13 protein-coding genes are annotated in these 13,496 nt (G+C 73.4%); 8 read left to right on the top strand and 5 right to left on the bottom strand.

What is annotated here, in order from left to right:
- Positions 1-79: 79 nt before the first annotated feature.
- From HPT28_RS11590 to HPT28_RS11580, 3 genes are read left to right on the top strand one after another with little or no spacing between them, the layout of a single operon-like run.
- Positions 80-931 (top strand): ABC transporter ATP-binding protein, encoded by an 852-nt coding sequence (locus HPT28_RS11590; protein WP_219090949.1) that lies wholly within the window; start codon positions 80-82, stop codon positions 929-931.
- Positions 928-1,677, top strand: coding sequence for an ABC transporter permease (locus tag HPT28_RS11585; protein ID WP_219090948.1), 750 nt, complete (start codon positions 928-930; stop codon positions 1,675-1,677). The genes HPT28_RS11590 and HPT28_RS11585 overlap by 4 nt, the downstream gene beginning before the upstream one ends.
- Positions 1,674-2,381, top strand: a complete 708-nt coding sequence (locus HPT28_RS11580; RefSeq protein WP_219090947.1) for a hypothetical protein — start codon at positions 1,674-1,676, stop codon at positions 2,379-2,381. The genes HPT28_RS11585 and HPT28_RS11580 overlap by 4 nt, the downstream gene beginning before the upstream one ends.
- Positions 2,382-2,421: 40 nt before the next feature.
- Here the strand turns inward: HPT28_RS11580 and HPT28_RS11575 are convergent, their stop codons facing one another.
- Positions 2,422-3,114 (bottom strand): 4'-phosphopantetheinyl transferase superfamily protein, encoded by a 693-nt coding sequence (locus HPT28_RS11575; protein WP_219090946.1) that lies wholly within the window; start codon positions 3,112-3,114, stop codon positions 2,422-2,424.
- A 240-nt stretch (positions 3,115-3,354) separates the two neighbouring features.
- Between HPT28_RS11575 and HPT28_RS11570 the strand changes: the two genes are divergently transcribed.
- Positions 3,355-4,236 (top strand): S1 family peptidase, encoded by an 882-nt coding sequence (locus HPT28_RS11570; RefSeq protein ID WP_219090945.1) that lies wholly within the window; start codon positions 3,355-3,357, stop codon positions 4,234-4,236.
- A gap of 76 nt (positions 4,237-4,312) precedes the next feature.
- On the opposite strand, the gene HPT28_RS11565 is transcribed toward HPT28_RS11570, so the two are convergent.
- The 3 genes from HPT28_RS11565 to HPT28_RS11555 form a co-directional block, all read right to left on the bottom strand.
- Entirely contained in the window at positions 4,313-5,662 is a 1,350-nt protein-coding gene (locus tag HPT28_RS11565) for a helix-turn-helix domain-containing protein (protein WP_219090944.1), read from the bottom strand.
- Between the two features lie 169 nt (positions 5,663-5,831).
- Positions 5,832-7,364, bottom strand: a complete 1,533-nt coding sequence (locus tag HPT28_RS11560; protein ID WP_308119172.1) for an NAD(P)/FAD-dependent oxidoreductase — start codon at positions 7,362-7,364, stop codon at positions 5,832-5,834.
- Positions 7,337-7,822, bottom strand: a complete 486-nt coding sequence (locus HPT28_RS11555; protein WP_219090943.1) for a GNAT family N-acetyltransferase — start codon at positions 7,820-7,822, stop codon at positions 7,337-7,339. The genes HPT28_RS11560 and HPT28_RS11555 overlap by 28 nt, the downstream gene beginning before the upstream one ends.
- Positions 7,823-7,863: 41 nt before the next feature.
- On the opposite strand from HPT28_RS11555, the gene HPT28_RS11550 reads away from it, so the two are divergent.
- A complete protein-coding gene (locus tag HPT28_RS11550) occupies positions 7,864-8,667 on the top strand; it encodes an exodeoxyribonuclease III (protein WP_219090942.1) in 804 nt (267 codons plus the stop codon).
- Positions 8,668-8,844: 177 nt separating this feature from the next.
- Here the strand turns inward: HPT28_RS11550 and HPT28_RS11545 are convergent, their stop codons facing one another.
- Positions 8,845-9,552 carry a MerR family transcriptional regulator gene (locus HPT28_RS11545; RefSeq protein WP_219090993.1) on the bottom strand — a complete coding sequence of 236 codons (708 nt, stop codon included), beginning with the start codon at positions 9,550-9,552 and terminating at the stop codon, positions 8,845-8,847.
- A 425-nt stretch (positions 9,553-9,977) separates the two neighbouring features.
- Here HPT28_RS11545 and HPT28_RS11540 point away from each other — a divergent pair, with 425 nt between their 5' ends.
- From HPT28_RS11540 to HPT28_RS11530, 3 genes are read left to right on the top strand one after another with little or no spacing between them, the layout of a single operon-like run.
- A complete protein-coding gene (locus HPT28_RS11540; protein ID WP_219090941.1) occupies positions 9,978-11,627 on the top strand; it encodes an NAD(P)/FAD-dependent oxidoreductase in 1,650 nt (549 codons plus the stop codon).
- Positions 11,624-12,577, top strand: a complete 954-nt coding sequence (locus HPT28_RS11535; RefSeq protein WP_219090940.1) for an alpha/beta fold hydrolase — start codon at positions 11,624-11,626, stop codon at positions 12,575-12,577. The genes HPT28_RS11540 and HPT28_RS11535 overlap by 4 nt, the downstream gene beginning before the upstream one ends.
- On the top strand, positions 12,574-13,461 hold the full coding sequence (locus tag HPT28_RS11530; protein ID WP_219090939.1) for an SDR family oxidoreductase: 888 nt from the start codon (positions 12,574-12,576) through the stop codon (positions 13,459-13,461). Before HPT28_RS11535 ends, HPT28_RS11530 begins: the two co-directional genes overlap by 4 nt.
- The last annotated feature ends 35 nt before the right edge of the window (positions 13,462-13,496 follow it).

The raw sequence follows: 13,496 nt of genomic DNA, 5'->3' as shown, positions 1-13,496 counted from the left end.
CGTCGGACGGGCCCGCCGGGGGCACCCGGCGGGCCCGCGGTCCCGGCAGACAGGCGACGTCAGGAAGCGAGCGAATGTTGTGATCGAGGTCGACGGGCTGACGTACACCTATCGCGGTGGGTCGCGGCCCACGGTGCGGGACATCTCCTTCACGGTGGGCCCGGGGGAGGTCTTCGGCTTCCTGGGCCCGAGCGGCGCGGGCAAGAGCACGGTGCAGAAGATCCTGACGGGCCGACTGGCGCCGTTCGAGGGAACGGTGCGGATCCTCGGCCGGGACATCCGCGGGCGGGGTCCGGAGTACTACGAGGACATCGGCGTCGGATTCGAACTGCCGAACCTCTTCATGAAGTTGACTGCGCGGGAGAACCTCCGCTTCTTCGCCTCCTTCTACCGTTCCACGGCCGACATCACCGAGCTGCTGGCCCGCGTGGGGCTGGACGCGGACGCCGACCGCAGGGTGGAGGACTTCTCCAAGGGCATGAAGATGCGCCTGTGCTTCGTCCGCGCCCTCCTCCACGACCCGCGGGTGCTCTTCCTGGACGAGCCCACCAGCGGGCTGGACCCGGTGAACTCGCGCCTGCTGAAGGACATGGTGCTGGAACAGCGCGGTCGCGGGAAGTCCGTGTTCCTCACCACGCACAACATGCACGACGCCGAGGAACTGTGCGACCGCGTGGCGTTCTTCGTCGACGGCGAGATCCGGCTGTCCGGAGCGCCCGGGGAACTGCGCGCCGACGGCTCCCGGCGCAGCGTGGTGGTCGAGTACCGGCAGGACGGGGTCGTCTCCGCCAAGGAGTTCGCGCTCGACCGGCTCGGCACCGACGAGACGTTCGTCGAGCTGCTGCGCCACCACGAACTGGTGTCGGTGCACTCCAGGGAGCGTTCCCTGGAGGACGTCTTCGTCACGGCGACCGGGCGGAGGCTGTCGTGAGCGGGCCCACCACGACGGCGCGGCGGAGCGGCCGGTCCACCCTGCGGACCCTGGCCCGGGCGGTCGGATGGGACCTGCGGCTCCAACTGCGGCACCAGATCGTCACGGTGGCACTGCTCGTCACGGCGGCCTACGGCGTCGGGCTGCGGCTGCTCCCGGAGGACTGGCTGACGGACGTGACCGTGCTGCTCGTGCTCGCCGATCCGACGATGATCGGCTTCCTGTTCGTGGGGGCCCTCGTGCTCTTCGAACGGGGCGCCGGCACCCTGCACGCGGTGGCCGTCACGCCGCTGTCCCCGGCCCTGTACGTGTGGTCCAAGGCGCTGTCGCTCACCGCGATCTCGGTGGTGTGCGCGACGATGATGACCGCGGTGGGCCACGGCTCGGGTTTCCGGCCCCTGCCGTTGCTCGTCGCGACCGTCCTCACCTCGCTGTTCTTCGTGTTCATCGGGCTCGCGGCCGTCGTGCGGGTGCGCTCGTTGAACGAGTACCTGCTGATCGTCCCGGTCTTCCTGGTGCCGCTCTACCTTCCCCTGCTCGGCTTCCTGGGGCTGGGCACGTCAACCCTGTACTACCCCCTGCCCACCCAGGCGTCGCTGCTGCTCATCCAGCGCTCGCTGGAGGCCCGGCCCTGGTGGGAGGCCGGCTACGCGGTGGCGCTGCTGACGCTGTCGTGCGCCGCCGCCTTCGTGTGGGCCGTGCGGTCCTTCTCGGCGCACCTGTGCGGAAAGGCGGGGCGGGCATGAGCATCGCGCGAGCCATCTGGCGGAACGACCTCACGTGCATCGTCCGTGACCGGACGGTGGGGGTGCTGCTCTTCGTCCCGCTGATTTTCCTGGCGCTGCTCCGCTTCGGCGTTCCGCCGCTGGAGGACCAGTGGCCCGCGCTGGGCGACCATCACGCCGTGCTGCTGGGCCTGTTCTGCGTGATCGTCGGCATGTTCCCGGCGTTCATGATGGCGTTCATCATGCTGGACGAGCGTGACCAGGGGCTTTTCGCGGTCTTCCGGGTGTTGCCGGTCTCCCCCGGGAGGTTGCTGGGGCACCGGGTGACGATGGTGGTCGTCCTCGGTCTGCTGTACCCCCTGCTCCTGACGCTCGGCGCGGGGATGGGGTCGTACGGGGTCGGGCGGGCGCTGGTGCTGGCGGCGCTGTGCGCGGCGGGCGGGGCCGTGGCTCTCCTCGTCGCGGTGTCGCTGGCGAAGAACAAGATCGAGTGTCTGACGGCCTTCAAGGCGCTCTACGTGCTGGCCGCCGGGGGAGCGGCCGGTGGCCTGGGAGCTCTGGAGGGCTGGAACCGGGTCCCGGCGGTTCTGCCGACGTACTGGGTGTTCGCGGCCTACGACGCCCGGGGGACGGGCGCGTTCCTGACCGCCGCCCTGGTGGCCGTGCTCCTCTACGGCCTGTGCGCCTGGGTCTTCTACCGGATGTTCCGCAGGAACTTCTCCTGACGGTGCGCGCCGTCCCCCGAGGTCTCCTGGTGGCGTGGCGTCAACGCCCGGACGTGCCGCCCGGCTCGGGGGCGGGCAGCACGATCGCGCTCACGACCAGCCCGTCGCCCGCCGCCCAGCGGCCGCCGAACAGCTCCAGCCGACGGCCGTCCACGACGGGCCCGGGGACGAGCAGCCGGGCCGAGAAGGTTCCGTCACCCGGTTCGATCGTCACCTCCGCCTCGGTGAAGTCCAGCTCCCGGCCGGTGAGCGGGTACCAGACCTTGAACACGCTCTCCTTCGCGCTGAACAGCAGCCGGGCCCAGTGCACGGCCGGACGGAGAGCGGACAGCCGGCCGAGCCGTTCCCGTTCCGCGGGCAGGGCGATCTTGCCCAGGACGCCGTGGGGCAGCGGGGCGTTGGGCTCCGCGTCGATGCCGACCGAGAGCGCGGCGGAGGCTCGCGCGACGGCGGCCGCCCGATAGCCGTCACAGTGCGTCATGCTGCCGACCACCCCCGCGGGCCACTGCGGCGCGCCTCGGCGGTTGGTCAGCAGCGGTGCCGGAGCGTGGCCGAGCCGCGCGAGCGCGGTGCGGGCGCAGAAGCGCACCGTGGCGAACTCCTCCTGGCGCTTGCGCACGGCCCCCGCCACCGCTGCGGCCTCCTCGGGGAAGAGAGCCGATGCCGGGTCACCGATGGGGCGGGTGGCGGTGTGTACGGAGACGGTCCGCGCGGGAACCAGGCCCTCGATCACCACACTCCTCTGGACGTCCGCAGTCCGACGCCGGGCGAGCCGGGGTCAGGAAAGCGTACAGGGCGGCGGTTGTGCGGAGCGGTTCGGCGCGTCGTTCGGTGGGCCTTGACGTTCTTCAGGGCCCCTTCATAATGCGTCCTTGGCAGGGGCACGTCAGGCGCGGGACGAACTCGCGCGCCGGACCGCTCCGGCCACAGGCCCGCACCCCAACGGGCCCTACCACTCCAGGAGGAGCTTGCAGTGAGGATCAAGCGCACCACCCCCCGGCCGAGAATCCGCAAGCGTGCTCACCTGATCGGGGCCGTAGCCGGTCTCGTCGCAGCCACCACGATCGGACTGCCCAACGCCGGCGCCGCCCAGCCGCACGCGTATAGCGCGACCGAACTGGCCCAGGTCGACAAGGCCGTGCTCGACACGGACGTGGAGGGCATCGCCTGGCACGTGGACGAGGCCTCCGGCCGCGTCGTCGTCAAGGCCGACTCCACCGTCTCGCGGGCCGAGCTGGCCCAGCTGCGGAAGGCCGCCGAGCCCAACGCCGGTGCCCTGCGGGTCGAGCGGACGCCCGGCGTCCTCAAGCCCCTGATGTCCGCCGGCGACGCCATCTACGGCGGTGGCTACCGCTGTTCGCTGGGCTTCAACGTCCGAAGCGGCGGCACGTACTACTTCCTCACCGCCGGTCACTGCGGTGACGTCGCCGGCGACTGGTACGCCGACTCGGGCCAGAGGACGCACATCGGCCCGACCGTCCACTCCAGCTTCCCGAACAACGACTACGCGCTCGTCGAGTACACGAACACCTCCCTCAGCCACCCCGGCGGTTTCGTGGCCGACGACGCCTACGTGGGCCAGTCCGTCAAGCGCACCGGCTCCACCACCGGCACCCACAGCGGTGAGGTGACGGCGCTCAACGTCACCGTCCGCTACGTCGGCTCCGGCACCGTGCGGGGCATGATCGAGACCAACGTGTGCGCCGAACCCGGCGACTCCGGCGGCCCGCTGTACGACGGCGGCAAGGCCCTCGGGCTGACCTCGGGCGGCAGTGGTGACTGCCGCTCCGGCGGCACGACGTACTACCAGCCCGTACCCGAGGCGGTGAACCGCTACAAGGTCAGCGTGTACTGACCCTCGGGCGTTCCGGCCGGACCCACTCCTCCCCGGGTCCGGCCGGGACGCGACCGGCCGCGGTGGGCCGGTCCGCTCAGGGGGAGGGCAGGGTGGCGCGGAGCCGCTCCTGGAAGTGCCGGGCCGCCGCCGTCCCGGCCCAGTCGGTGTCGGCGGTCAATCTGGCCTGCAGGCCGCCCAGTTCCCGCACGATGGTGGTGCGCGGGGCGGCCAGCGCGTCGTCGAGGACCTCGTACGCGGCCGCCACCGCCGCCTCCGGGTCCCCGGCGCAGGCGTGGGCGTCGGCCAGCCGCAGGGTGAGCAGCGTCCGGGTGGGGCGCATGTGGGCGGGCAGGGCGCACAGGGCGGCGCGACTGGCGGCCACGGCACGGTGGGCGGCGCGGGGGTCCTGGGCCCGGGCGGCGACGTCCCGCAGTGCCCCGGCCGCGCTGGACTCCAGCCTCATCACGCCCTGCGGGCCCACCAGCCACGGGGCCTCGGCGCGGTCGCGTTCACCGAGGCCGTCCAGGAGCTCTCGGGCCCGGGCGATGTGTCGTTCGACGTCGCCGAGCGAGCCCCGCAGCGCGTCTCCGCGCGCCCGGTAGAGGGAGGCCATCGTCGCGACCCAGCGGCGGCCCGGGGCCGCCTGTTCGAGGGCGGCGGCGTAGGAGTGGACGGCGTCGCGGTCCCGCTCGATCCGGGCCACCATGGCCATGTCGAAGAGCAGGGCGACCTTGGCCGTCGCGTCGCCCGAGAAGTCGGCCCAGCGCAGCCCGTGGCCGTACCAGGACATGGCCAGCCCGTGCTGGTCGTGCAGTACGCGCAGCCAGCCCGCGAGTTGGGCGTAGCGTGCGGCGAGCCGCAGCAGCGGAGGCGCGGAGCGGGCGGCCACCTGCTCCGACCGCTCGACCAGGGCCCGCAGCGTCCGCTCGACGGGGGCGCAGTCCACCCGGATGCGGCCGACCGCCATGCCCTCGAAGGCGGCCAGCAACGCGGCGAGGCCGTGCACCCCGTCCGTGTCCACCGGCAGCGCGCGGCCGGGCGCGAGGACGTGGCCGGGCGGCGGGACGGCGCACCCGGCGGTGTCGTGCAGGGGGCAGGGCAGCCCGTTGGCGGGAAGGGACGACGGCCAGTTGGCCAGCAGCTCCGGTGTGACCCGCGCGGGCTGGCCGTCCACGGCGGGGACGGGGTAGGGCAGGAGCGGGGAGGAGGCGCCGCTGGAGCGCTCCCACAGGGCCGTCAGCTCCCCTCCGCTCCGCAGGAGTTCGTCGGCGGCCTCGGGGAACCGGGGCGGCGGCCCGCGAAAGCCCCGCTCCATCTTGCTGATGTGGCTGTGGTGGTAGCCCAGCAGCGAGCCGAGCTGGGCCTGGGTCAGCCCGGAGCGCGAGCGCCAGTACCGCAGCCGCCGACCGAACGCCGCCCAGCGGGGTTCACCTTCACCGCCCATACCGGTCCCTCTCCATGGCGGCCATCGTGCCGCGCCGGGCGGCCGAAAAGAAGTCCGATGCACCGCTGAGCGGATTCCCGGGGCCGCCCGGCGCCTGACCGGGGGGCAGGCGGACGGGACCGTCAGGCAGGTCAGCGGTGCGTGCCGTCCCGCGCGTCGGCCGTGCGCGTCAGCCCCGCGCGTCGGCCGGGGAGGTCGTGGCCTCGGAGGTCGCGACGGTGAAGCGCAGGTGACCGTCGTCGACCCGGGCTCGGCCCAGCAGACGAAGGTCCCGCAGGTAGTTCTGGTGGAGGCGCCAGGGCGCCCGGGCGCCCTGCCGGGGCAGCGCGTCGACGCCGCGCAGGACGTAGCCGGAGCGCAGGTCGATGAGCGGATCGGGCTCCTCCCCGGACGGCAGGGCGGGGGCGACGGGGACGGCCGCGGCGTGGCCCGTCTTCTCCAGATGGTCGAGGAGGCGGCACACGTAGCGGGCGACGAGGTCGGCCTTCAGCGTCCAGGAGGCGTTGGTGTACCCGAGGGTGAGCGTGAAGTTGGGCACTCCGGAGAGCATGGCGCCCTTGTAGGCGAGGGTGCGGCCGAGTTCGACCTCCTCGCCGTCCACGCCGAGCCGGATGCCGCCGATGGGCTGGAGGGTGAGCCCGGTCGCCGTGACGATGACGTCCGCGTCGAGATGGGCCCCGGAGGCGAGGGCGATGCCCGTCTCGGTGAAGGCGGTCACGCGGTCGGTGACGACGGAGGCGTCCCCCCGGCGCAGGGCGCGGAAGAACTCGCCGTCGGGGGTGGCGCACAGCCGCTGGTCCCAGGGCTCGTAGCGGGGCGTGAAGTGGGTCTCGACATCGAAACCGTCCGGCAACCAGGTCCTGACGCCCCGGCGCAGCAGGGCCTTCATCAGCTTCGGCCGGCGCCGGCTGAGCTGGTATCCGGCCTGGGAGACGAGGACGTTCTTCCAGCGGACGGCGCAGTGGCGCAGGCGCTCGGGCAGCGGACGCAGCAGCCGGGCCAGCGGGTCGGCGGCGGACGTCGCGGCCACGTAGCTCGGCGAGCGCTGGAGCATGGTGACGTGGGCCGCGGACTCGGCCAGGGCGGGCACGAGGGTCACGGCGGTGGCGCCGCTGCCGATGACGACGACGCGCCGGTCCCGCCAGTCGAGGTCCTCCGGCCAGTGCTGGGGATGCACGACGGGCCCCCGGAACCGGTCCGCGCCGGGGAAGTGGGGGGTGTGGCCCGCGTCATAGCGGTAGTAGCCGGCGCAGGCGGCCAGGAAGGAGCAGGTGATCCGCGTCTCCTCGCCGGTGTCCAGCCGGCGTGCGGTCACCGTCCAGCGGGCCTCCCGGCTCGACCAGTCGGCACGCAGCACCCGGTGGCCGAAGCGGATGTGCCGGTCGACGCCGAAGGCGCGGGCCGTGTCGCGGATGTAGTCGCGGATGGCGGCGCCCTCGGCGATGGCACGGTCGCCCCGCCAGGGCCGGAAGGCGTAGCCGAGCGTGAACATGTCCGAGTCGGAGCGGACGCCCGGGTAGCGGAAGAGGTCCCAGGTGCCGCCGACGGCGTCGCGGGACTCCAGGATGGCGAAGCTGCGGCCCGGGCTGTCCCTGACCAGCCGGCAGGCCGTGCCGATCCCGGACAGCCCGGCGCCGACGACGAGGACGTCGACGTGTTCGGACGGCGGGGGGCTCAGGCGGTCAGGGTCTTGGCGTAGCACCGGCTCTCCGGCTCGTTGCGGTAGTAGCCGAACTTGGAGCACGGCTCGTAGCCCTCGGACTCGTAGAGTGCGATGGCCTCCGGCTGCTTGTCGCCGGTCTCCAGCACCATCCGGGCCCGCCCGGCCGCCCGGGCGTCGGCTTCGAGCTGGGCGAGGATCTTGCGGGCCAGGCCCTGCCCGCGCGCGGCGGGGACGACGTACATCCGCTTGATCTCGGCGTCCCCGTCCTGGTAGCCCTCGCCGTCGCGGTCCATGGCCCGCCAGGCGCCGGTGGCGACGGGCACGCCCGCGTCGTCGTAGACCATCAGGTACAGCCCGCGCGGGGGCTCGAACATCTCCGGGTCCAGCGGTGTGGCGTCGCCCTCCTCATCGCCGTAGCGGAGGACGTACTCCTGCTGGACCTCCGCCTCCAGACGCCGCGCGTCGGGGTCGTCGTAACGTATCCGGGCCGTGTGCATACCGGAAATCCTAAGGAAGGAAATGTCGGTACCCTGCCGTGATGCTCAGGATTTCGACTGCGAACGTCAACGGTCTGCGGGCGGCGGCCAAGAAAGGGTATCTGCCCTGGCTGGAGGATTCCGAGGCGGACGTGGTGTGCCTCCAGGAGGTCCGCGCCGAGCCCGCGCAGCTCACGGAGGAGGTGCGGGCCCCGCGGGGCTGGCACGCGCAGTGGGCCCCGGCGGCCGCCAAGGGCCGGGCCGGTGTGGCGGTTCTCACACGGCGGGAACCCGACGCGGTACGGATCGGCTTCGGCGTGTCCGAGTTCGACACCGCGGGCCGGTACGTCGAGGTCGACCTGCCGGGCGTCACCGTGGGGAGCCTGTACCTGCCCTCCGGTGAGGTCGGCACCGAGCGGCAGGAGGAGAAGGAACGGTTCATGGCCGCCTTCCTGCCCTACCTCAAGGAGCTGCGCGAGCGCTCCGCCGCGGCCGGCCGGGAGGCGCTGGTCTGCGGCGACTGGAACATCGCCCACCAGGAGGCCGACCTCAAGAACTGGAAGGCCAACCGCAGGAACGCCGGGTTCCTGCCCGAGGAGCGGGAGTGGCTGGGCCGCGTGCTCGACCCGGCGGACGGCGGCTTCGTCGACGTCGTCCGGCAGCAGCACCCGGAGCAGGCCGGCCCCTACTCGTGGTGGTCCTACCGGGGGCGGGCCTTCGACAACGACAGTGGCTGGCGCATCGACCTCATCGCCGCGACGGAGGGGCTCGCCTCCCGCTGCGTGAAGGCGTACGTCGAGCGTGCGGCGAGCCACGCCGAGCGCTGGTCGGACCACGCTCCGGTCACGGCGGTCTTCGAGCGCTGAGGGCCGCCCACCCGGTGGGCCGACAACCCCGCCCGGGGGCTGCGCCGGCTCATTGCCGCCGCGCCGGAGGCCGTGTGGGCGCGGGTGCCCCCGTCTGTGCGTGGGAGGCTGCGGGCACCCCGTGGCCGTTCGCGCAGTTCCCCACGCCCCTGACGGGCGCGGCGTGTCCGGCGTTCCTCAGGCGTCGGGCTTCTCCCGGGCCGCGAGCCAGGCGTCGAACCTGCTGCGCACCCCGCGGTCGAGGGCCATGGAGAGCTCCGCGTCGACGATGTGCTTCGCGTAGGGGCGCAGCCGGTCCACGGCGGTGGCGACGTCCTCGGCGTGCCGGTCGCCGCTGAGCAGGTGCTCGGTGAGGACGCCCGCGAAGACGGCGGAGATGGCCTCGACGTGCGCGCGGACCTCGCGGGCCCCGGCCAGCACCTCGGCCAGCGGGATGCCCTCGCGGACGAGGGCGGCCGAGGCGTCGAGCAGGCGGCGGCTGATGTGGACGATCTCGTCGCCGTCGACGGCCAGGTAGCCCAGCTCGATGGAGTCGGAGAGGTTGTCCGGGGTGGCCTCGCCGGGGAAGTACTCGGCCAGTTCCTCGGGGGTGAGGCGGACGGGGACCTCCTCGGAGAAGGGAGCCGTCAACGCCGGTTCGAAGCCCAGGAGTTCGGCGGCCTGATGGGAGTCGCGACCCTTCTCGAAGGCGGTGAGCAGCTCGGTGATGCCGCCGAGGGTGTGCCCCCGGGCCAGCAGTGCGCCGATCGTGCGGAGCCGGGCGAGGTGGTGCTCGTTGTACCAGGCGATCCGGCCCTCGCGGCGCGGCGGCGGGAGCAGCCCGCGCTCGCGGTAGAAGCGCACGGTGCGCACGGTGATCCCGGCGGCCTCGGCCAGCTCGGCCATCCGGTACTCGCGCTCCGCGCCCACGGTGCCCGTCGCCGTATCGGCCGCCGGGCCGTCGTGCCCCACCACGCCGTCGTGTCCCGCCGGGGTGCCGTCGGCCCCCGGGCCGTCATGCGCCGCCGGGGCGCCCGGTGTGGCCTCCGGTGTGGCGTCCGGCGTCCGGCCGCGGTCGTCGGTCGTGTCCTGCCGCTCGTGTGAGTTCCCCACCCGGCCAGCCTATGACCTCAGCCGGGGAAGGGGACGGGGCCGGGCGGGCCCCGGTGGCCCTGGCCGGCCTTGAGCGGCGCCGGGCGAACGCGGGTGCAACCGCCGGTAACTTTTCTGCGCCCGACCCCTATCCAGGCGGGGGTCGCTCCTCTACGCTGCGACTGCGCCAGTGATTGCTGGCACGGTTGAACGAACGGTACGGACCGGGAGGGCGCGGCATGGCCGAGCGCGAACATGAGCACGTACGGGTGGCGGTGATCGGTTCCGGATTCGGCGGCCTGGGCGCCGCCGTTCGACTGCGCCGAGCGGGCATCACGGACTTCGTCGTCCTCGAACGCCGCGGTGCGGTCGGCGGCACCTGGCACGACAACTCCTATCCCGGGTGCGCCTGCGACGTCCCCTCGCACCTGTACTCCTTCTCCTTCGCGCCCAACCCCGACTGGCCGCGCAACTTCTCCGGGCAGGCGCACATCCAGGCGTACCTGGAGCACGTCGCCGACACCTTCGGGCTGCGTCCGCACATCAGGTTCCACCACGAGGTCGAGCAGGCCGAGTGGGACGCCGACGAGCTGCGCTGGGTCGTGCGCACCAGCCGGGGCACGCTCACCGCCGACGTCGTCGTCTCCGCCACCGGCCCGCTCTCCGACCCGAAGATCCCCGACATCCCGGGGCTCGACGGCTTCCAGGGCAAGGTCTTCCACTCCGCGCAGTGGGACCACGACTACGACCTGCGGGGCAAGCGCGTCGCGATGATCGGCACCGGCGCCTCCGCCATCCAGATCGTCCCGGCCGTCCAGCCGACCGTCGGGCGGCTCACCCTCTTCCAGCGCACCCCGGCCTGGGTCATGCCGCGCATGGACCGGAAGATCACCGGTGCCGAGCGCTGGCTGCACGCCAAGGTGCCCGCCACCCGCTACCTGCGCCGCCAACTGCTGTGGGGCATCCGGGAACTCCAGGTGAGCGCCTTCACCAAGCACCCCGGCGAGCTCGGGCTCGTGCAGAGGCTCGCCCTGGCCCACATGAAGCGGGCGATCAAGGATCCGGTGCTGCGCGAGCAGCTCACGCCGGACTACCGCATCGGCTGCAAGCGCATTCTGCTGTCCAACAGCTACTACCCGGCGCTCGCCCAGGACAACGTGGACCTGGTCGCCTCCGGGCTCCGGGAGTTCCGGGGCCCCAACACGCTCGTCGCGAGCGACGGCACCGAGACCGAGGCCGACGCCGTGGTCTTCGGCACCGGCTTCCACGTCACCGACATGCCCATCGCCCACCGGATCAAGGGCGCCGACGGACGGACCCTCGCCGAGGAGTGGAACGGCTCCATGGAGTCCCTGCGCGGGGCCAGCGCGGCCGGGTTCCCCAACTTCCTGACGATCATCGGGCCCAACACCGGGCTCGGGAACAGCTCGATGATCCTCATGATCGAGGCCCAGCTGAACTACATGGTCGACTACCTGCGCCAACTCGACACGCTCGGTGGCCGCGTGGCGCTCGACGCCAGGCGCAGCGCGGTGCACGCCTGGAGCCACCGCATCCAGGAGCGGATGCAGCGCACCGTGTGGACCACCGGCGGCTGCGACAGCTGGTACCTGGACGCGAACGGGCGCAACACGACCGTCTGGCCCGGCACCACCACCGAGTTCCGCCGGGCGACGCGCGAGGTGCGGCTGGAGGAGTACACGGTCCTCCGCGCGGCTCCGGCCACCGCCGGGGCGCCCGACGAGACGGCGCCCACCCGGAAGCCCACCCGGAAGCCCGCCGCGCAGCCCGGCGCGACGTCGGGCGCCGGGTCCGGGGCCACGGCCGGGGGCGAGCCCGCTGCCAAGCCCGCAGCGCCGTCCGCGTCCGCGAAGGGGGCCGCCGCGTGAGCGACACCACGCACCCGGCCTCCGGCCCCTACGCCCCGCCGACGCCCAGGGCCACCCGGACGGTGACCTCCAGCACCGGCGCCCGGCTGCACGTGGAGGAGCACGGCCCGGCCGACGGCCGCACCGTTGTGCTCTCCCACGGCTGGACGTGCTCCACCGCCTTCTGGGCGCCGGTGATCCGGAACCTGACGGCCGACGGCCTGCGCGTCGTCGCCTACGACCAGCGCGGGCACGGCAAGTCCCCGGCCACCCCCGGCCGGTACAGCACACAGGCCCTCGCCGACGACCTGTGCGCCGTCCTGGAGGCGGTGCTGGCCCAGGGCGAACGGGCCGTCGTCGGCGGGCACTCCATGGGCGCCATGACGATCGTGGCCGCGGCCGGGCGTCCCACGCTGACCCGGCACGCGGCGGCCGCCTTCCTGTGCAGCACGGGAACCCAGCGGCTGCCTGAACGGGCCCGGGTGATCCCGGCGCCCGGCGGGCCGCGGGCGCGCGGCTTCGCCCACCGGCTGCTGCTCCACTCGTCGGCGCCGCTGGGCCCGGTCTCGGCGGTCACCCGTCGGCTGCTGCACTACGCCACGATGGGCCCGTCGGCGGCGGCGGAGCAGATCGAGGCCACCGCCCGCATCGTGCACGCGTGCCCCCGCCGGGTGCGCGCGGGGTGGGGCCGGGTGCTCCAGAGCCTGGACCTCTTCCCGCAGATCGCCCGGCTCACCCTGCCGGTGGCCGTGCTGGCCGGCACCCACGACCGGCTCACCCCGCTGCCCAACGCCCGTGAGCTGGTCGCCAACCTGCCGCGGTGCGTGGGGGCCCACGAGAAGCGGGGCCTCGGCCACATGACGCCGCTGGAGGACCCGGCCTCGGTGACGGACGTCCTGCGCGGCCTGGTCGCCGACCATCTCAAGCCCGCCGGAGACGCGGCGGCCCCCCGGACGAAGGAGGACGCATGAAGCGCTGGAACCTGGAGGGCCAGGTCGCGGTGGTGACCGGTGGCGCCCGCGGCGTCGGCGAGCTGCTGGCCCGCAAGCTCGCGGCGCGGGGAGCGAAGATCGCGCTCGTCGGCCTGGAGCCGGACGCGCTGAAGAAGGTGAGCGCCGCCCTGCCGACGGAGTCGGCGCACTGGCACGCCGACGTCACCGACCACGAGGCGATGGCCACGGTGGCGGCCGAGGTCAGGGAGCACTTCGGCAAGGTGGACGTCGTCGTCGCCAACGCCGGGGTCGCCATGGGCGGTCCGTTCGGGGAGAGCGACCCCGTCGTCTGGCGCCGGGTCATCGAGGTCAACCTCATCGGCGGGGCCGTCACCGCGCGGGCGTTCCTGCCCGTCCTGACGGAGTCCCGCGGCTACTTCCTCCAGATCGCCTCGCTCGCCGCGATCACCCCGGCGCCGATGATGACGGCCTACTGCGCGTCCAAGTCGGGCGTGGAGGGGTTCGCGCACAGCCTGCGCGCGGAGGTCGGCCACCGGGGCGTGCGGGTCGGCGTCGGCTATCTGAGCTGGACCGACACCGACATGGTGCGGGGCGCGGACGAGGACGACTTCATGCGCGACCTGCGGCGCAACTCCATGCCGCCGCCCCTGAACAAGACCTATCCGCTCGGGCCGGCCGTGGACCGGATCGTCGCGGGTGTCGAGCGCCGGTCCGCACATGTCTACGGGCAGTGGTGGCTGCGCGGCATGCAGATGGTCCGCGGCACCCTGCCGACCATCGTCGGGATCGGCGGCAGGCGGGAGATGCGCAAGGCCGAGCCGAAGCTGCTCGCCTCCCGCGGCAGCAGGCACACGGGACTCGTCGGCGCCGGGGGTGCCGCCGACGAGCGCGAACGCGTCTGAGACGCGACGCGCGACGGCCCGCCCAGGGCGGGCCG

The sequence above is a fragment of the Streptomyces sp. JJ38 genome, assembly GCF_019303475.1.
Taxonomy (GTDB): Bacteria; Actinomycetota; Actinomycetes; order Streptomycetales; family Streptomycetaceae; genus Streptomyces.
The sequence above is the reverse complement of the archived record's forward strand: the minus strand, read 5'-3'. Positions and strand labels throughout refer to the sequence as shown.